An 18,813-nucleotide genomic window follows, 5' to 3' on the forward strand; every position below is an offset into this window, starting at 1 on the left:
TGGGCTGCAACCGCAGCATCGTGAAGACATGTCGAGTGACCGGTAAGGGCCGACCGTGTAGGCGGCCCAGAGATGTTTGATTTCAATAGCTTCATCAATGGCCAAGGCACCCTCAAGTTCAACGCCAAGATACCTGACTGTACTGTTCATCTTTGTGTGCCCGAACAGAAGCTGAACGGCGCGAAAGTTGCCAGTCTTCTTGTAGATCTGAGTGACATTCGTTCGCCGCATCGAATGCGTGCCCTATGCACTGACTTCCAGTCCGATCGACGTGACCCAGTCCCGAACAATCCACGCATATTGACGTGGCGATATGTGAAGGCGCTCATGAGAACGGCCTAGCCAAAGATACTCTGATCCGACCATCAATTCGTATTCCATCCATTTCTCGATGGATGTGCGGGCGCCTTCCGATATCTCAAACCGAACTGACTTCTGTGTCTTGTTCTGCAGCACTGAGGCGCGTTCCCTGATCTGGCCTGACGCCAGCACATCCACAACTTTCCTCTTCACAAGGTCGCAGCGGCGAAGCTTGCTGTCGACTGCCATATTGAACAGAGCAAGATCACGATGGTTCTCTGCCAATTCAAGCCGCACCCGGATTGCCCAGACATGCTTAGGTTTCAGTGGCCGCTTCTAACCGACAATGCGGCCCTTGTTCCAGGCTAGCCGAAGTGCGCGAATGGCAGGTAAGATTGGTATTTTCATGACTAATCCTCCGATCCGCCATGCCCTCCCAAAACGACAACCCGACGTTGACACAAACGTCGTACCACAGGATGCCGCGCCGCCTCCGATGTCAGGAACCGAGTCCGACCTGCCCATTCGACAGAACGCAGTGAAAGTCAGTTTTTTATGGCTTGGCCATAAATGCGGCTCGGATCGCCTCCTTCATAGCGTCTTGAGGCCCTTGTTCTTTCGGCTTGCTGGATGCCATCACCAGCTTGGAGGCAGGTGTGTTTCCGAAGCCCAATGCGTCGTTCACCACCGATAGACCTGCGTGAAGCGACGAGCGACCAAGTAGACCTACTGCAATCCCAGCCTCAACCGCTGCGATCACGCCAGAGACGCTCTGGCTGGAATATACAAGGCGATATGGCTCTCCGCGGGCTTGCAATGAACTGACTGCCGCGTCGCGCCACCAGCACGCATGATCGAATAGGGCCACCGGAAGGCTTTCATCGATCTGAAAATTCCGACGCGCCGACGACACCCAACAAGTTGGGTCTTCATAAAGAACTTCCTCTTGGCTGGACGGGTTTTCGACCTCATAGACCGCAAGGTCCAGCGAACCTTTGTCGAGGGCCTCGGGAAAACTTGTGCTCAGGGCGCAGGTGACATCCAGTTCGACTTTTGGGTGATGACGGGTGAAGGACGCAATGATCTCGGCGAGTTTGGTTCGCCCGTGATCGTCGGGTATCCCCAAACGTAGTTTCCCGCTTACAGTGTTCTGGGAAATCTCCCGTAGTGCCGCGTCGAGACGTGCCGTCACCTCCTGCGCGACTGGAAATAGCTTTCGTCCCGTGTCGCTCAGGACCACCCCGCGGCCATGTCGGTCAAAGACCGGCTGACCAAGAATCCCTTCAAGGCGCTTGATTTGAAGGCTTGTTGCGGACTGCGACCGGTGGATACGAGCGGCGCCTTCTGTGACGCTTCCGGCATCAGCCACGGCGACGAAGGTTCGCAAAAGATCGCTATCCAGGTTTTCCATTTGTTTTTCCAATATCGGAAATTGAAACTATGCGTTTCACAGATGCCTCGCGCCGCACTATTTTTCAAGGTCAGAGGAGTATCCCATGTCCGATCAAACCGACTCCGACCGACCATCCAACTGGAAACCCCTGATATGGGGCCTGTCTCTGCTGATGTTGGCGGGCGTCGGTCTTGTCTGGCCGGAACACGCCGCAAACGCAGCAAGGTTCGTCTTATGGGGTCTAATTGTCGTTGCCCCCATTGTCATTCCGGGCATAGTTCTAGCAGCTTGGATCATCGCCAGCGGCGCGGATACCCATATCGCTGGCGCGTTCGAGGGCAGGACGTTGCGAACGGTTTTGGCTGCATCGCTCATCGGAGCCATCACGCCGGTCTGCGGTGTGACGGTGCTGCCCTTAATGGCCGGATTGCTGGCAGCGGGCGTGCCACTCGCTCCGATCATGGCATTCTGGCTGTCCTCCCCAATAACTGATCCGGCGATGCTCGCGACAACAGCCGCGACACTGGGTTTGAGCTTTGCGATCGGCAAAACACTTGCAGCTTTCGGATTAGGCGTATTCGGGGGCGTGATCACAGGGCTATTCGCCAAGACACCTTGGGCAATGAGCGCGCTTCGAGACAATGGTCTTGCGCGCCAACTGAGTGCCGCACGATGCGGCAGGGATCAACCCTTTGATCCATGGGTATGGCGGTCTGAGGCACGAAGGCATTCTTTCAGCAGACAGTTCTGGGCGACCACGCGGCTGATCCTGACCTGCCTGATCCCGGCATTTGCCGCCGAGTATGCCTTAAACGCCGCACTGACGCCGGGCGCACTGGCAGCATATGTTGGCGAAGACAAATGGTGGGCCATACCCGCCGCTGTCTTTGTCGGTGCCCCGGCCTATATCGACGGTTACGCTGCGCTCCCGCTGACACGCGGGTTGATCGACAACGGCATGTCCGAAGGCGCGGCGATGGCTTTCCTTGTCTCGGGCGGTGTTGTCAGCATCTGGGGTGCGATGGCCATTGCACCAGTGCTCAGATTTAAACCGTTCATGCTCTATCTGTTGCTTGCAATTCTGGGGTCGCTCGGGGCGGGGTATGTCTTTGGGTGGATTGTCTGAGATTCAGCGTTAACGGGAAGCAGACGTTCAGCAACCGGCAGCTTCGTCCGCACTGTGTGAATTGATCGTTCCAGCCTCGCTGCGCGCTGCACCAATGGCCGGTTTCATCGCCGCGTCACAGCGCCAGATTTCGAGCGCAATGTTGTGGGTTTTGCGCCTGAAGCGAACGGCAGAAATGCGGGCTGCGACCGCAGTATCGTTATCGTATACTGTATGTCCGGAAAGGGCCGTGATCCGCGCGCATAGTCCTCGCCGCCAATATGCTGCGGCGACACCGGGGGCTGCAAGAAGCCTAGACTGTCCAGTCATCATCGAAAAGCGGGCGCCCGCCTTGTGGATTATGGGCGATAAACGCTTAAGAAGATCCGCTGTATCAAGTTTCTAAGGCTGCTCAAAATTGGACCAGTCATGCCCGCCACTTCGGCTCACGCTTCCTCACCGTAGAGATAGAGCCTGTCACCTGACAGGATCGCAGAGTGCAGATCCTCAAAATCCTTTGGCGACATATCCTCCCAATTAGGGGTTTCAACGACCTGCAGCTGGCCAATACGTCGGCCAATTTGACTGAGGGTTTTTGCTTGCTCGCATCGTTGGGCGTCGTAGCTTTTGAGCTGGTCAGGTAAATCTTTGGCTGCGACCGCAAGCATTTCCAGCGCCAGCGCGTCTTCTAATGCCTTTGTAGCCCCGCTTGCGGTGTGCGGGCGGGTCATTGTTCCTGCATCGCCAATCAGCAGCGTTCTTTTGCTGACATAGGTATCGACGATGCTGTCATAGATCGGCTGTATCGACACGTCTTTGTGGCGGGTTTGGGCGAGGAGGCTGCGAATGGCGGGTGGAAAGTGATCGTTCAACAGCATCTGAAGCTCGGCGAACGCCGCCATCGTGACACTGCCTGGGGGAATAGATTCGACGCCGTTCAACGGTTGCGCTTCAGGACAGGATGCGTACACCGCCCAATTCACACGGCGTTGCCCCGTCGCGGCGCTGCCGTCAAAATTCGGGATCATGTAAAGGACTCCGTGTCCGCCCGAAAAAGGGACAGTCAACCAGGCCGTCTCTTTGTCGATCGCCTCAATCAAATGGGTGTCGGCACACTCTGCCTCAGGATAGTTCCCGCGCCACAGCACATAGCCTGCGTAGTCCGTTTCGATGTGGGGATGCATCTTTTGGCGCACCGCAGAGTTGTATCCATCCGCGCCTCTGAGAAGATCAAAGTCTCGCGTCTCACCGTCCTGGAAGGTCACTGTGACTCCATTTGCAGTCTCTGCGAAATCCAAGAGCATCTTGCCCTCGTGATAGATGTCATCGGAGACTGTTTCCCGCAGCGCACGCCACAGGTTCCCCCAGTTATTGGCGAAGGCGGGGGTCGCTTGGGTCCACAAGCGCTTTCCGTCACGACTTCCATCGGGAAACTGCCACCAACGCGATTTCATCTCGCAACTTGGGAAATTCTTAGGAAGATATCCCTTGTCCATAAGCGTGGCGCGTAGAGGGCCCGGAATGCCGATGCCGGACCCGCGGTCCATCAGCCCTTTTGAGGATCGTTCGAACACGTCCACATTGCAGCCAGCTCGGGTCAACGCTGTTGCTGCGGCGCAGCCTGCGATGCTGCCACCGATCACTCCAACTTGCAAACCTTCCAGACTCATGCATTCCTCCCAAGTTGAAACCACATAACTTTACCTTGTATATTTAATTATACAATGTAAAATAAAGAAATGCACAAACCCACTAAACGATCAAAAAAAACAAACCAACGCCGTGACTTAACGGTGGAAAAAATTGTTGAAGCGTCCCTAGTCGTTTTGAAATCAAGCGACCCATCCGCACTTACAATGCGGCGCGTGGCAGAAGAATGCGGTGTTTCAGCCATGGCGATCTATCATCATATCGACGACAAGAACCAACTCGCCACCCTCGCAGTTGATAGCCTCTTTCTTGCAGCCGCGCAGTGTCTGCTAATAGGGGAAGATTGGAGGGACCGCTTACTCGATTTTTTGGAGGAGGTTCGAAAGCGGCTTTTGGAAACACCTGGTGCGGGCATGATCTTTGTCCGCCAGGCTATCATCGGCCCCGGAACCGCCACCACGACAGAGCTGTTGTTTGAATGTCTCAGGGCGGGTGGGCTCAGCGGTAGGGCCATCGCCGAAGCGAGTGACGCAATTACCATGCTACTCATCGGATCGATCGCCAACGATCTCTCTCGGCCACCGCAGATACGTGAGGAGTTGGGCAAGCAACTCGCGCCCGAGGATACCCCGATATTACAAAAGAACATGCAAACCTATGCAACCAGAGACGGCGGCGAACGGTTCATGCTTGCTATAGGCTGGATTCTTGATGGGGTCACTCAAGCGGATGCAACAGGATCCAGAACCAAAACCTCATAAGCCGATCTTGATCTTGATCTTGATCTTTGGTTTTTGGTCGGCAACTCCGTTCTTCACACCTTAGACCGACCTGTGCTCTCAGCGTGTCCCGTGAATGTCCGGAATGCGGGCTGCGACCGCAGCATGTCGGTTGGCTGCTGGATGTCAGCTCTGGGCCGAGTCTGCTTGCGCAATGCACATAGTTGTTTCGGCGGGTTCGTTCATTGCTTCGCGTTCTCAAATTACTCAGTCATTCTTGTTTGGCCAGAACATCCAAATATCGGATTAGAACTCTTGGGATGGACGGCTAATACCTACTGTGATCCTATGCTGTCGCAGTTCATGGGCATTCAATGCGATCAGCTTCGTATATTGTAGGTATTTTGGTAGCCAGTGCCGCCAGCATTGGCCTTTATTTGGTTTCTTACCAGTACTTCGTTTCGGAGGAGCTTTCGAAAGCTCAGGGCCGGCTCTCTCTCTACCAAAGTTCGGTAAACAGCGAACTCGAACGATTTTCCCACCTCACATATGTGCTGTCACAGGATTCCTTTGTAATTGGAACAGCCGAAGGAGACGGCACCGGAGCTTTAAACCGACGCCTTGAGGATTTTGCGGAGCGGGCGGAGCTGGATGCTATCTACCTGATGGACGAAGACGGGATCACGATTTCCGCATCGAACTACCGCAACACAGAGAGCTTTGTTGGCCAGAACTACGCTTTCCGCCCGTATTTCCAAAGTGCCATTTCTGGCAAACAGGGCCGCTTCTATGCCATCGGGGCGACGACTGGTCTGCCAGGATACTTCATCGCCAACGCAGTGCTTGACGACCAGGGAGATTCAACTGGCGTCATAGCGATTAAGATCGATTTCTCTAATCTTCAGGATAGTTGGAAAAACTCGGGCGAACAGGTTCTTTTGGCCAATGAAGACGGTGTCGTTCTGCTTTCTTCGAACTCGGATTGGCAATATCGCGCGTTGACGCCATTGTCAGAACCACAGCGAGAGCGAATTCGAAACGCCCGGCAGTTTCCGGGGCAAGCCTTAGATGCGTTGGATTGGGTTGAGTTGCCGGGAGATCAGGCCAGAATTGCGGGGACGAAGCGCTTGCATCTTGCAGCAACGGATTTGCCTCATGGCTGGTCGCTTCACTATTTTGCAAGTGACGATCAGGCTGTAGCGCGCAGTTGGCTTGTAACTGCAGTTTTTGTCCTCTTGGCGGGGCTCACATTTATCTTCTTCCAGATACAACGTGCGAGACGTGTAAGCGCTGCCTTGGCGCGGTCCGAAGAGGAAGAAGCAATGCTGCGCGAAGCAAATGAAAGGCTTGCCATCGAAATCGACGACCGCAAAACCGCCGAGCGGAGCCTCAAACGCACCCAGGGCGAGTTGGAGCGCGCAAGCCGACTGGCCGCTCTTGGGCAACTATCCGCGTCGGTCACGCATGAGCTGGGCCAGCCCATCGCGGCGATGCGCAATCATCTGGTGGCTGCAGAGATTTCATCTTCCGGTGAAACCAAGCTGCCACAAAAAATCGGCAACCTGGTTGACAGAATGGAAGGGATCACACGCCAGTTACGGTTTTTTGCACGGTCGGAGAGTGAGGCGTTCGACGACGTAGACTTATGCACTTCGGTTAATGCCGCGTTGGCTCTGGTTGCCCCAAACATCGAACAGGGCAAGGTGAAAATCTCAATTGATGCGTCGACTGGTCCGGCGTTTATCCGGGGCAGTGCCCTGCGGATCGAACAGGTCATCACAAATCTTTTGCGCAATGCCATAGATGCTACGGATGAAGCGGATGCGCCTGAAATCCATATCGCTGTCATGGCTTCTGATGATGAGGTCGTGTTGGAAATTCAGGACAACGGTCACGGGTTGGGCGAGGCAACGCTGGCAGAGTTGCAAGAGCCATTTGTAACCACAAGAGAGAGCGGGAGAGGCATGGGCTTGGGACTGGCCATTTCCACCAGCATTGTCAAAGATCACGATGGCACAATGACGGCCCGAAATCGAAATGGCGGCGGAACAATTTTCCGTGTCACCTTCCCGATAGCCTCAAATACTGAAGAAACGGACGAATGAACCTGCAGCAACCCTTCAAAGTTCTGGTCGTTGATGATGACAAATCAATGCGACAGTCTCTTGTTGAGTTGCTCGAAGCCGCCGACTGGACTGTCAGCGCCTTGCCACGTGCGACTCAGGTGACGGAGCATCTGGCTAACGCCTCGCCCGATGTCATTCTGTCCGATGTGCGTATGCCCGGCATGTCGGGACTTGAATTGCTGGCCAGCCTGGACAGGCATGTGGCGCCTCCGGTCGTACTGATTTCGGCGCATGGTGACATCCCGATGGCCGTTCAGGCCATACAGGACGGGGCGTATGGGTTCATCGAAAAGCCATATGAACCACGGCGATTGCTTACGGTGCTGAGGCACGCGGCTGAACAAAACCGAATGCGAAAAAGCAATGCCCGCCTCAAAGACCGGCTGTTCAAACTGTCAGGCCTTGACCGCATCCTGCTGGGACAAACAGACGCCATTACAGACTTGCGACAAGATGTACTTGATCTTGCTGATACTTCGGTTGCGGTTTTGTTGCAGGGGGATACCGGCACCGGGAAAGAGCTGGTTGCCCATGCTTTACATGATTTGGGTCGCTCGCCGGAGGCACCGTTTCTGGCGTTGAATTGCGCCGCATTGTCTGCCGATACGTTTGAAGCGGAAATGTTCGGCGTCGCGGGTGAATCCGACGGAAGGCTTGTGGCGGCATCGGGTGGGACCTTGTTTCTGGATGAAATCTGCTCGTGCCCACCAGCGGCGCAGGCCAAGCTACTGAGGGTCATCGAAGATCAGCAGGTGCTGCCGGTGGGGGCTGTGTCGCCAGTGCCAGTAAGCTTCAGGGTCGTGTCAGCGACCAACGAGGACATTGTATTGGCAGCCGAGGAAGGCCGCCTGCGTAAGGACCTTTTGTTTCGACTGAATACTGTTGTCCTGTCTTTACCTCCGCTACGTCAAAGACGGGATGATCTGGTTCTGTTGGCAACGCATTTCTTGAACGAATACGCGCAGATTTATGAGATAGACGCACCAGAACTCGATCAGGACGATTTGGCTGCTCTGCTTGCACATGATTGGCCCGGCAATGTGCGTGAATTGCGCCATGTCTGCGAACGGCGCATTTTGGCGGCCCGGCGCGGAGGAGGGTCAGTGGCGCAGGCGATCCAAAGCGATCAGCATTTCGACGATGTGCCGGATACGCTACGCGAAGCGGTTGCTGCTTTTGAACGCGAGCTCATCGGCAAAGCCGTCAAGGCGCATAAAGGCCGCATGGATGCCGCCGCCGAAGCGCTTGGGATTGGCCGCCGGACGCTCAACGAAAAGATTGTTAAACTTGGTCTCGATAAAGAGGCGCTGTTGTAGGAGAAATCACTCTGCGGATATCCGCAGGGACTCCGAAACTTCACGCGCATTTTCCTTCATAGGCAGGCTGCCGTGCATCCTGAATACTCTGCCCAAACACATTGCGTGATCTGGGAGGAGCCATTATGCGCAAACATCTTAACCGGGCGGCCATTGCCGCCCTGTCGCTGACCGTTGCATCCGAGGCACTGGCTGTCGAATGGAACGTATCCCTGTGGGGCAAGCGTCGTGCTTTCACAGAGCATGTCGAAAAGCTGGCTGAACTGGTGAACGAAAAGACCAACGGGGAGTTTACCCTGAACATCAGTTATGGTGGCCTGTCGAAGAACAAAGAAAACCTCGATGGGATTTCGATTGGCGCGTTTGAAATGGCCCAGTTCTGCGCTGGCTATCACCGCGACAAGAACCCCTCAATCACGGTTCTGGAACTGCCGTTTCTGGGCGTGACATCGCTGGAACAGGAAATTGACCTGTCGATGGCCGTTTATCAACATCCAGCCGTTGTCGAGGATCTGGCCCGCTGGGACGCGACTCTGCTGATGCCGTCTCCGCTACCGCAGTACAACCTTGTCGGGGTAGGTGACGCGCCAAAATCTTTGACTGATTTTGAAGGTCTGAGCGTACGGGCGACTGGCGGCATCGGTAAAGCGATGGAGACGGTCGGCGCGGTTCCGACTTCGATGTCCGCATCCGAAGTACGTCAGGCAATGGACAGCGGCATCGTCAAAGCCGTCAGCTTTGCACCACACGCCCATATGTCCTTTGGCACTATTGAGAACGGTACGTGGTGGACGACGAACCTGAACCCCGGAACAGTCAACTGCCCGGTCGTCGTGAATACTCTGGCACTGGAAGATCTGTCCGATGAACATCGTAAAGCTCTGCTGGGGTCGATAGACGAAGCGCTGGATCACTACGTTTCCCAATACCAGACCAAAACGATGGAAGCTTGGGGCCCCGAGCTGGATCAACGCGGCATCGAACGGGTCACGTTCAGCGATGAAGAAATCGCGGCATTCAAAGAGGCCGCCGCCGCACCCGCAGCAGAAGCCTGGATTGCGGAAAACACCGAACGCGGTCTTCCGGCGCAAGAGCTCTATGACCTTGTGACCGGCAAGATCGCCAACGGTAGCTAATCCACTCACCACCCGACGTCGGCCAAGCTGGCGTCGGGTGCCTATTCCCCTGATAGCGGAGCACAACGATGGCCGGGTCATCCCTGGTGCTGTCCGACGACAGCCGTCTCAGCATTCTCGATCAACATCTCTACAAACTGGAGAGCTTTCTGGCTTTGATCAGCGGTCTTGCGGTTTTCTCTCTGATGGTCATGGCCGTTGTCTCCGTCGGTGGTCGGAACATCGCCAATGCGCCGCTTCCCGGGTATGTCGACTGGATTGAACAGGCCATGCCGTTGATTGCCTTCATGGGGATATCTTATGCGCAGCGCGATGGCGGCCACATCCGAATGGACATGTTCGTTGGTGCACTTAAAGGCCGAACGCTCTATATCGTTGAATTCGTGACAACCGCCGTCATTCTGGCGCTGATCGTCTTGCTGATCTGGGGGAGCTGGGCGCACTTCGCGCGCAGTTTCGACTATGGTGCCCCACTGTGGAGTCGCGACAGTTCCATTGACATCAGTATCCCGCTGTGGCCCGCCAAGCTGTTGGCACCCGTCGCCTTCAGCGTGCTTTGCATAAGGCTCTTTCTGCAGCTCTGTGCCTACGGTCGTGCGATTCGCCATCCTGACCAGCCGCCTATCGCCGTCCCGTTGATTCCCGATGCCGCCACCCAGGCTGCAATGGAAGCCGAGCATGTCTCGGGCCACGACAACTGAGGTAAATTCTGATGGAACCCATTGAAATTGGTCTGATCGTCTCGGGCGGAATGCTTGTTCTTGTGGTGCTGGGTATGCGCGTGGCATTTGCTGCCGCAACGGCCGGAATGGTTGGCCTGATCTGGATCTTCTGGGCCAAGTTTGGGTACGACCCGGCGCGGTTCGGCAAGGCTGTGACTGTGGCCGTCAAAACAGCGGGGCAGGTGCCGCACTCCAAGATTTCAAGCCAAGCGCTTAGCCTTATCCCGACCTTCATCCTTATTGGCTACCTCGCCTATTACGCGGGCCTGACTAAAGCGCTGTTCGAAGCCGCCAAGCGATGGCTCGCCTGGGTTCCAGGCGGGCTGGCGGTTTCGACCGTTTTCGCGACCGCCGGGTTCGCTGCGGTTTCAGGAGCCTCGGTTGCCACATCCGCCGTTTTCGCCCGCATCGCCATCCCCGAGATGCTGAAGATCGGCTACGACAAGCGCTTTGCTGCAGGTGTCGTCGCTGCAGGCGGCACATTGGCGTCGCTCATCCCTCCTTCGGCCATTTTGGTCATATACGCGATTATCGTGGAACAGGACGTGGGCAAACTGCTGTTAGCCGGTTTCATTCCGGGCATGTTCTCAGCTTTGATCTATGGCTTGCTGATCATTGGCATGGCTGTTGTGATCAAAGACTTTGGTCCCGCAGTCTCAGGCTTTACATGGAAAGAGCGTTTCATGTCTCTTCCGCCCGCACTGCCTATCTTGTTTGTCGTCGTTACCATCATCTTCTTTGTCTACAACCCATTCGGAGGCGATGCTTGGGGCACGCCAACCGAGGGTGGTGCAATCGGTGCTTTCGTTGTCTTTCTGATGGCTCTTTACCAAGGCATGCGCTGGTCTGAGCTGAAAGACGCGTTGCTGGAGACAGCCAAGCTGAGCGTCATGATCTTTACCATCATCTGGGGCGTGTTAGTTTACGTCCGGTTCTTGGGTTTTGCCGAACTACCCATCGCGTTCTCCGACTGGATCACCTCGCTTGAGATGTCGCCAATGCTGATCTTGGTCTGCATCCTTCTGGCTTATGCCGTTCTGGGCATGTTCATGGATGCGATCGGAATGTTGTTGCTGACGTTGCCGGTTGTTTATCCCGCAGTCATGGCGCTGAACGGTGGCGAGGCCGTAAGCGCAGCCGACAGTACCTTCGGTATGTCCGGACCGATGTGTGCCATCTGGTTCGGTATTCTGGTCGTAAAAATGGCCGAATTCTGCCTGATCACCCCACCTATCGGGCTGAATTGCTTTGTAGTGGCTGGCGTGCGTGATGACCTAAGCGTTCAGGATGTTTTTAAAGGTGTAACGCCTTTCTTTCTGGCGGATGCAGCGACGATCGCAATGCTCGTTGCGTTCCCTGCTATCGTCCTGTGGCTTCCTGGACAGGTTTGAATTGCAGGGGATGATTTTTGAGCGCGGTTTGCCGGTGCGGCTTAGACAAAGATGCAAGATGCGTGCCATTCATGAATAAGCAACGGCGACCAAAAGCATAGATAGCTGGCGTCATTATCTGTTCAGTCGTGTAAAGGCGTGTCGACTGATTTGGGCCGTCCGCATGATCAGCTATTGGTGGGGCAGGGGACCTTTCTGCAACGGCACCGGAGCCTGTTGTGAGTCCAAAGCAGAATCTTGAGAGATAGTGGAAAGAGCACTCCGCCGTCACCACGGCGAAGTGCTGAATAGTGTGTGTCTAGCTGCCGTTCGTCGAGCGTGCGAAATCCTGTAGAACGGTAACTCACGGTCTGCAGGGCTAAGCCGCCACTCGCCGCACCGTCCACTAAGAAGCGCTGCGCGAACTTTGCGGACCCTGGAACAGCCTTTGACACAACAATTTGGAACGTCGCAGTTAACCGCGTGCACACCAGCATTGATTTCGAAAAGGTCCCAATGCCATCATCTTCTAAAAGTGGGAGGGGATTAGATGTGGAAACCAATCATATTAGCTTTTTTGATTGTCGTGACTGGTGCCGCAGCGGCTATGTCGCACGATGTGCGGGATCCAGCGACTTTGCAAAAACCGCTTATTCAGGACTTGCTAACCGAGTCGCTCAAAAGCACTGAGGGCTTGGAGGTTGTCGTGAGCCATGTTGCCCTACCACCAAACCTCACTTTACCAATGCATTGGCATCCCGGTGAAGAATTTGCCTACATTCTGCAGGGCAGCGTCACCCTCATCCTAGACGGCGAAGGCGAACAAGAAGCTTTTTCAGGTGACGTAGGCGTCGTTCCGTTGAAAAAAGTGCACACCGCTCGCTCAGGGGACGAAGGGGCAACCATTTTGGTGTTCCGTGTCCATGAGGAGGGCCAGCCAGGCAGAGTTTTGGTCAGCGACTGATTTTCAAGACAAAGGCGAAATATCCTTTACCGAATGCATGGTTGTCGGAACCGGGGGGGGTGCCGTTTGCCTTCACACTTGCAACCCTGCTTTTTTCCACCCGCTGCGCCAGCGATCAGCGCAGGTTGGAATAGAGAATAATGGTAAACGTGTTGTCTCGGTTATCGAAGCCGCATTCGGAGCGATCTCGTTCAATTTGACAGCCGCTGTTTTTGCCGCATCTATGTCATCGAGCTCAGCGAGCGAGGCAATCAGCATCAGGTGGCTCATCAGGAAGGTTGCACGCACAGACAAGGCTTCGCGACAGGCCTGCGCGGCTTCCTCATAACGTCCCAAGTGAAACAAGGCGGCACCCTGTCCCATGAAAGCGGCGTGCCGCAATGGATCACCCGGGCTGAGTTCGACAGACCGGACTGCATGTTCCAGCGCCTTGTCAGGGCGATTCAGCAAATAAAGATTTGCAGCGGCGAGCATGTGGACCGTCGCCGCGTTGGGATTTTCCGACAATGCTTCCTTAAAGGCTGTCCGCGCGCGGGACAGGTCCTGTGCCAGCATAGAGATCGAATGTGCGGCATAAGCCTTTGCAATGCCGTCCGCGCGATCGCTCCGCAGCACCTGCTCTGCGGCCGCGACAGCTGACTTGGGTCCCTGATCTACAGGCTCCAAACCTTGCACAAGACGTTGGATATGAAGCCATGCTAGCAAGCCCGCTGCGGAGGCGTATTCCGGATCTCGATCCAAAGCCAGTTTTGTTAGTCGTATTGCCTCTATGTTGTCTTGGTCAGTCAGCAAGTGGAAATGTGATAATGCTCGGAGGTAGAGCTCGTATGCCTGTAAGTCCTTGGTGGGCTTTGCACGCGCACGATTTGTTTCAGCGTGCCGCACCGATGGTTCAATAGCTGTAACTACGTCTTCGGTGACTTGATCTTGAAGATCAAAGATGTCGTCGAGCACACCGTCAAAGCGGTCCGCCCACAAATGGCTCCCATTTTCGGTATCTATGAGCTGTCCCGTGATGCGGACGCGCTGCCCGGAACGCCGAACGGAGCCTTCCAGTACATACCGAACCCCTAGGTCGCGGCCCACGTCGCGGATGTCCGTGCTTTTCCCCTTATAAGCAAAAGAAGAGTTTCGTGCGACGACCATCAACCAACGAAACCGAGATAGCTCAGTTATGATGTCTTCCGTTATGCCATCGGCAAAGAACTCCTGCTCCGGATCACCCGACATATTGTCGAATGGGAGCACTGCGATTCCTGGCCTCACATCCGCTTTGATCGCGAGATTGGCTTTCGTACCCTTTGGCCAACACCAGATTCCAACATGCCGCGTGATGTTTTTCAGTTCGGTTTGCTCTCCGCCGTCGAATAATCCCGCATCGTTACGGTCAAGGCTGTTATGTGACGTATCCGAAAAGAGCACTTGTCCCGGCTTCGCGAGAGCCTCCAGACGCGCCGCAACATTGATGCCGTCGCCGAAAATGTCATCGCCATCGGTTACCACTTCCCCTGTGTGAACCCCGATGCGCAGTTTGATGTGGTCAGGTTTGAGGGCGGACTGAACTGCAATCGCGCAAGCTGCTGCTTCAGATGGTGATTGAAACTCGACGATCCAGCCGTCGCCCATGCTTTTGATCAGTGAACCATTGGTATCTTCCACGATCGGGAGAAACGTGTCCTCACGGAAGGTCTTTAATGCAGCGACTGTGCCAGTACGGTCCTGATCCATCAGCGCGGAATAGCCCACAATGTCGGCGGCCAATACCGTCGTGAGACGTCTTCCCATTCACCCCTCCTCTTTGCAATGAAGTTAGCTCGGTGGGTTGCTTCTGTCAGCCCATTCGTCAGATTTTGAAAAGCCTTAATGAATAGAAAGCATAGGTACAGGCATACACGCACAACTAAAAAGGTAATGCTCAAATACCTGTCGCGCATTCAGCAAACGGTCACCTTCATATCCGCGGAGTTAGTTACTTGCGTTTCTTTAGCTGCCAATGTTCGTGGCAAAGCAATTCCGCTTTGGGCTCAAGGCAGACGTTCCTCTAAACTCGTTGAACGTCTGCTGAGCGGGACGAAGCTGCCGTTTGCGCTTGAAAGATCAATGTCCGCTCAGCAAATGGCCACACCTGCTGACGACATCTTCTTTTCAGCGCTTTCCGTCGGTGCGGCTGCGAGCGCCCCCTCTTTCACGACGGTGACGTCATAGCCTCGTTTTCTGGCCGCCAGCGCCGTCTTTTGCACACAGTAATTCAAGTCCAAACCAACAAGGCGCAGCCTGCCGACGTCGTAACTCTCTAAAAGAGCATCCAGTTCGCCCATTTCGAATGCGTCCTGCACGCGCTTAACAAGCACATGGTCGGGTAGAGATGTAAAAACCTCGGCAATTTCGGTCCCGTCGCTGCCCTCTATCGCCTGCCCTTTCATCAAGAGTTTTGCCACTGCCTTGGTTGAAGGGATCGACCATTCCTGACGCACGGCGATGACGGGATGGCCTTGCGCTTTCGCAGCTTCTACTTCCGAAAGAATGACACCTGCGGCGGCTTCTTTTGCGGCGTTCGAGTACGGACCGCGCTCCCAGAATACCGACTGTAGATCAATCAGCAGTAGTGCTGATCCATTCCGGTCCGATATCGTTTCTCCTACACTGACCGCGCCAATGCGTCTTATACCGTTGGCGAGCCAGAGAATTAGGAGCAAGACCGCGGTGGCCAAGATAACACCGAAAGTCATTCGCTCTCTCCCGCTTGGGTTTTTAGTCTGTCCGTCACTGTGAGCACGACCTCAAGCGCCGTGGAAATGCTCTCACTGCGTAGGTTCGCACCAACCCTCTCCATAAGCTTCATTTCGTTCGAAATGATCTCTTCAATGAGGGTGCGACCGTGATCGGTCAACGTCAGGACAGGAGACCGCTTGTGGCGAGGATTTGGGCGGTGCTCGACCAGACCTGAGGCCAGCGTCTCATTGCACATGATCTGAACGTATTGCCGTTTGATTTCGAGTCTTGCCGCAATCTCTGGGACGGTCTGCTCTCCGTATTTGTCCAGCATCTCCAGAACGGCGCGCATCCGGACTGTTAGGTTGGTTCCGACCAAGCCCGTTTCAACGCAGGCTTCTGCGGCCTGCATCAAGGGGCGTGACATCCAAATCAGTTGGTGAAGTTGTTCTGCCTTCATAACGACATTATACATGTCATTTTGACAAGTGCAATGTCATCTCTAAAAAGCTGACATTAGTACATCGTGCAGCATCCGGTAAGTCTGGGCTCAAAACGGAAATCCCTTTTCGGGAGCACTGCAATCTTTCTTTAATTCTAGATTTATTCCTGAACCAACTGCCTCCACTACTACTACTGCAGTTGCAAAATATCCGGGACGCAGAGTTTTCTTTTGGCAGGCATTTTGTCTGCACCATCTGATCGTTTCAGTCGCTTCGGGCCGTCCTTGACCTTGATTTTCGGCTTAGCTAGCGGGCCTTTTAGAGTCACTGGCCAGGGGCTTTTCGAAAGAGGTTCGCCAATCTTGCGGGGCTGTAGATCTAAATCCAAGACCTTGCCAGCCACATCGACCCCGCCAAAAACGACAACTTGGACATGATCCGTTTCCAAGGTGGTTTGTTTCGTCGAAATACTTCCATTGGAGATACTAATCGGCGCGCGCAAGCACACGATCGGAGCAACCTTTTGTTTTTCTTTGGTAAACACCCAAGGCAGCACACCCAGCCCCGCCAAATCCAAAAGCTGGGTCTCGATCGAGCCATCACGCAATGAAACTGTGGCGTTGCCGTTCATGCTGTTGGCAAAGTGCTTGGGTGAATCGGTTCCTCCTGACACCGAAAAATCTGCATAGATCGTACCGCTTGCACCTTTTTTGAAGTTCAGACCGTGAAGAATATCATCCAGCTGCCAGCCGCCTGCCTTGCCGGTCAACGTGAGCAGGTGCGCGTCGTTCGATAGATCCATTTGCCCGCTGACGTCGAAATGAGCGCCACCGTATTCAAATTTCAAAGGTCCGGCCTTAAGCTCATTTTTGTTAAGCGTCAGTTCGCTCTGCAAACTGCTAATGCCTTTGGCGCCCTCTATGTGCCGAAGGTCAATGTCGACATCCATATCCATACCGGACAAGAGAACTGAACGCCCAATTGGTTTAAGCGTAACATTTCTCAAAGGGTCAGTGTCATCTGCTTCTTGATTGACGTCTTCCTCGTCGGGCCCCGTACCGCCTAGCTTCCGCAACTGTGCGGCGGCCTGAATGATAGTTCGAATATGATCTATCTTTATCAGGTCACTCTCTATGGAACCTTTCAGCACAGGATCACTTGTTGCATCATCAAGATCGGCGACAATTTCCAGGACAGATTCAGCAACCTCGACATTGGCACTCGCGTTCCAATCGGTGCCTTCGCTAGCGAGCTCAATCTCAAGGCGAGCCCGTCCGGTTTCCACGCGATCAAGCGATAGTGCCTCCAAAAGGTCTGCACCTGATGGGACTTCAACATCAATTGCCAAATCCAGGTCCTCGAATTTGAGTACATTCTTGACAGTGCCATGTACTTCGAGGTTCCAGACTTCCGTTTCGCTTGTCCTGCCATCCAAATTCGTCAGCGATAGCTGATTGATGTCGCCATTCAAATGAAAGTCGCCGGAAAATCTGCCGAGTTGGTCGTCCGGTCCTAACAGTTCTGGTGAGATCAAACTGCTTGCCGGAATATCCATTAGACCTTCTGCTGATATTCCTTGTAACTGCAGCGCGTCATCGACCGAACCGTCCAAAATGATAAACGGATCAGCCGGGTTCCCAATTCTCAAGTTGATGCTTCCGACCCTTAAGGCGCCCTCTGGTGTTCTGGAAAGTTCGGAGAACTTGATCGGAGGCGGACCCTCGCCAGACGTGTCCAATGTGAATCCGTTGGTCTTAATGACCATTTGCCGCTGCGGAATCTGCCCGGGGACGCTGTCGATAACCATGTCGACCGCGATAAGTTTAAGATCATACCGCGATGCGGCTGTGCCCGGTTCAGCATCTTCAGGGTACAACCGAATGCGGGTTGTCAGCGATACGTCTTCCGGGTTCCCCAATTCTCCGATTTGTCCTGTCAGCGAGAGGCTTTGCCCGCCATCCAACTCCGTCAAAACACTTAGATCATCAATCCGAGCAACGCCGTCGACCGATTTGAATGTTGCACCAATACTTCCTGAACCTTCCAGGACACGGTCAATCTTCAGGATATCGAGAAGCTGGCCAAGTTCTACAACCTCTAGGGTCGTCTTCACTTGCAGCCCGTCTTCTATGGGGGATTCCTCTGCGGTAATCGAAATCTGTTCGAAGTTCACCGCTACCTGAAACGGGTCTTCCGCAGGGAATGTCGCGTTCAGATCAAACCTCTCTCCATTTAGCGAACCGGCCCCAACTGCGGTCGCAACGTCGGTTTCCGTATCGCGTTTTAGAAGCAGCTCAGAAAGCTTCAGATCCAGCTCAAGCCCGTTTAGATCATTTCGGTAGAAAACGGTGATATCGGTCAGGTCAATTTTATGGTCCGTTAGAACTCCAGCCAAAGGCATTTTAGGAGACTTAGCAGCTTGCCCGGCTTCTACATCTGATTGGGAAAGGGACTGCCAGTTTCCGACGCCGTCTTTGCCTGTGATCAGGTTCAGGTGAACGCCCGAGAGAGAAAGGTTGCTCAGCGATAGATTACTGTTCCAGAGGTCGCGCGTGGAAATTTCGAACTCTATTTCGTCGATTGCTGCCAGATTCTCGTTCGCTCTCCGCGAACCGGGTAGTACCAGCCCCGCCGCTGACACCTGCAAGTGCCGGCCAAGGCCTAGACGCACTTCATCCTCTATGATGACGTCCTGACCAAGTTTCTTGGAGATCAGGTTTTCAACGAAGGTGGTCCTTACAGAAGAAAACAACGTAGAAGACAGGAAAAGCCAAGCTGCTAACACAGCCACAAACGCGACAGCGCAACAAACAAATACACCTTTTGCAACGTACCGCACGCTTTTCTCCTAATGTTC

The 18,813-nt window shown here is 54.4% G+C and carries 14 protein-coding genes and 1 pseudogene; 8 read left to right on the forward strand and 7 right to left on the reverse strand.

Annotated features, from left to right (window positions below):
- Positions 1-78: 78 nt before the first annotated feature.
- Positions 79-627: pseudogene (locus tag AC2FIC_RS03730) on the reverse strand (tyrosine-type recombinase/integrase); the annotation flags it as partial.
- Between the two features lie 226 nt (positions 628-853).
- Positions 854-1,711, reverse strand: coding sequence for a LysR substrate-binding domain-containing protein (locus AC2FIC_RS03735; protein ID WP_496691959.1), 858 nt, complete (start codon positions 1,709-1,711; stop codon positions 854-856).
- A gap of 85 nt (positions 1,712-1,796) precedes the next feature.
- On the opposite strand from AC2FIC_RS03735, the gene AC2FIC_RS03740 reads away from it, so the two are divergent.
- Positions 1,797-2,819 carry a permease gene (locus tag AC2FIC_RS03740; RefSeq protein WP_496691960.1) on the forward strand — a complete coding sequence of 341 codons (1,023 nt, stop codon included), beginning with the start codon at positions 1,797-1,799 and terminating at the stop codon, positions 2,817-2,819.
- Between the two features lie 425 nt (positions 2,820-3,244).
- Here AC2FIC_RS03740 and AC2FIC_RS03745 read toward each other — a convergent pair whose 3' ends face one another.
- Positions 3,245-4,468: an FAD binding domain-containing protein gene (locus AC2FIC_RS03745; protein ID WP_496691962.1), complete on the reverse strand. Its 1,224-nt coding sequence runs from the start codon at positions 4,466-4,468 to the stop codon at positions 3,245-3,247.
- 69 nt (positions 4,469-4,537) lie between these two features.
- Between AC2FIC_RS03745 and AC2FIC_RS03750 the strand changes: the two genes are divergently transcribed.
- The 7 genes from AC2FIC_RS03750 to AC2FIC_RS03780 all read left to right on the forward strand — a co-directional run bounded on the left by AC2FIC_RS03750 (position 4,538) and on the right by AC2FIC_RS03780 (position 12,801).
- Positions 4,538-5,209 carry a TetR/AcrR family transcriptional regulator gene (locus AC2FIC_RS03750; protein ID WP_496691963.1) on the forward strand — a complete coding sequence of 224 codons (672 nt, stop codon included), beginning with the start codon at positions 4,538-4,540 and terminating at the stop codon, positions 5,207-5,209.
- Positions 5,210-5,541: 332 nt separating this feature from the next.
- Positions 5,542-7,272 carry a sensor histidine kinase gene (locus AC2FIC_RS03755; protein ID WP_496691964.1) on the forward strand — a complete coding sequence of 577 codons (1,731 nt, stop codon included), beginning with the start codon at positions 5,542-5,544 and terminating at the stop codon, positions 7,270-7,272.
- A complete protein-coding gene (locus AC2FIC_RS03760) occupies positions 7,269-8,609 on the forward strand; it encodes a sigma-54-dependent transcriptional regulator (protein ID WP_496691965.1) in 1,341 nt (446 codons plus the stop codon). The genes AC2FIC_RS03755 and AC2FIC_RS03760 overlap by 4 nt, the downstream gene beginning before the upstream one ends.
- A gap of 125 nt (positions 8,610-8,734) precedes the next feature.
- Positions 8,735-9,745, forward strand: a complete 1,011-nt coding sequence (dctP, locus tag AC2FIC_RS03765; protein WP_496691966.1) for a TRAP transporter substrate-binding protein DctP — start codon at positions 8,735-8,737, stop codon at positions 9,743-9,745.
- A 68-nt stretch (positions 9,746-9,813) separates the two neighbouring features.
- Positions 9,814-10,446 (forward strand): TRAP transporter small permease subunit, encoded by a 633-nt coding sequence (locus tag AC2FIC_RS03770; RefSeq protein ID WP_142637619.1) that lies wholly within the window; start codon positions 9,814-9,816, stop codon positions 10,444-10,446.
- An 11-nt stretch (positions 10,447-10,457) separates the two neighbouring features.
- Positions 10,458-11,858: a TRAP transporter large permease gene (locus tag AC2FIC_RS03775; protein ID WP_496691967.1), complete on the forward strand. Its 1,401-nt coding sequence runs from the start codon at positions 10,458-10,460 to the stop codon at positions 11,856-11,858.
- 529 nt (positions 11,859-12,387) lie between these two features.
- Positions 12,388-12,801, forward strand: coding sequence for a cupin domain-containing protein (locus AC2FIC_RS03780; RefSeq protein WP_496691968.1), 414 nt, complete (start codon positions 12,388-12,390; stop codon positions 12,799-12,801).
- A gap of 72 nt (positions 12,802-12,873) precedes the next feature.
- Here the strand turns inward: AC2FIC_RS03780 and AC2FIC_RS03785 are convergent, their stop codons facing one another.
- The 4 genes from AC2FIC_RS03785 to AC2FIC_RS03800 all read right to left on the reverse strand — a co-directional run bounded on the left by AC2FIC_RS03785 (position 12,874) and on the right by AC2FIC_RS03800 (position 18,795).
- Positions 12,874-14,562, reverse strand: a complete 1,689-nt coding sequence (locus AC2FIC_RS03785) for an adenylate/guanylate cyclase domain-containing protein (RefSeq protein WP_496691969.1) — start codon at positions 14,560-14,562, stop codon at positions 12,874-12,876.
- A gap of 347 nt (positions 14,563-14,909) precedes the next feature.
- A complete protein-coding gene (locus tag AC2FIC_RS03790; RefSeq protein WP_496691970.1) occupies positions 14,910-15,530 on the reverse strand; it encodes a cysteine hydrolase family protein in 621 nt (206 codons plus the stop codon).
- Complete coding sequence (locus AC2FIC_RS03795; protein WP_496691971.1) at positions 15,527-15,940, reverse strand: MarR family winged helix-turn-helix transcriptional regulator; 414 nt, start codon at positions 15,938-15,940, stop codon at positions 15,527-15,529. Before AC2FIC_RS03795 ends, AC2FIC_RS03790 begins: the two co-directional genes overlap by 4 nt.
- Positions 15,941-16,146: 206 nt before the next feature.
- Positions 16,147-18,795 (reverse strand): AsmA family protein, encoded by a 2,649-nt coding sequence (locus AC2FIC_RS03800; protein ID WP_496870017.1) that lies wholly within the window; start codon positions 18,793-18,795, stop codon positions 16,147-16,149.
- Positions 18,796-18,813: the final 18 nt, after the last annotated feature.

The sequence above is a fragment of the Ruegeria sp. CDSC079 genome, from assembly GCF_059610505.1.

Excerpts from the sequence above, each read along its gene's own strand:
- AC2FIC_RS03735 (WP_496691959.1), bottom strand. The coding sequence starts at position 1,711 with ATGGAAAACCTGGATAGCGATCTTTTGCGAACCTTCGTCGCCGTGGCT.
- AC2FIC_RS03740 (WP_496691960.1), top strand. The coding sequence starts at position 1,797 with ATGTCCGATCAAACCGACTCCGACCGACCATCCAACTGGAAACCCCTG.
- AC2FIC_RS03745 (WP_496691962.1), bottom strand. The coding sequence starts at position 4,468 with ATGAGTCTGGAAGGTTTGCAAGTTGGAGTGATCGGTGGCAGCATCGCA.
- AC2FIC_RS03750 (WP_496691963.1), top strand. The coding sequence starts at position 4,538 with ATGCACAAACCCACTAAACGATCAAAAAAAACAAACCAACGCCGTGAC.
- AC2FIC_RS03755 (WP_496691964.1), top strand. The coding sequence starts at position 5,542 with ATGCGATCAGCTTCGTATATTGTAGGTATTTTGGTAGCCAGTGCCGCC.
- AC2FIC_RS03760 (WP_496691965.1), top strand. The coding sequence starts at position 7,269 with ATGAACCTGCAGCAACCCTTCAAAGTTCTGGTCGTTGATGATGACAAA.
- dctP (WP_496691966.1), top strand. The coding sequence starts at position 8,735 with ATGCGCAAACATCTTAACCGGGCGGCCATTGCCGCCCTGTCGCTGACC.
- AC2FIC_RS03770 (WP_142637619.1), top strand. The coding sequence starts at position 9,814 with ATGGCCGGGTCATCCCTGGTGCTGTCCGACGACAGCCGTCTCAGCATT.
- AC2FIC_RS03775 (WP_496691967.1), top strand. The coding sequence starts at position 10,458 with ATGGAACCCATTGAAATTGGTCTGATCGTCTCGGGCGGAATGCTTGTT.
- AC2FIC_RS03780 (WP_496691968.1), top strand. The coding sequence starts at position 12,388 with ATGTGGAAACCAATCATATTAGCTTTTTTGATTGTCGTGACTGGTGCC.
- AC2FIC_RS03790 (WP_496691970.1), bottom strand. The coding sequence starts at position 15,530 with ATGACTTTCGGTGTTATCTTGGCCACCGCGGTCTTGCTCCTAATTCTC.
- AC2FIC_RS03795 (WP_496691971.1), bottom strand. The coding sequence starts at position 15,940 with ATGTCACGCCCCTTGATGCAGGCCGCAGAAGCCTGCGTTGAAACGGGC.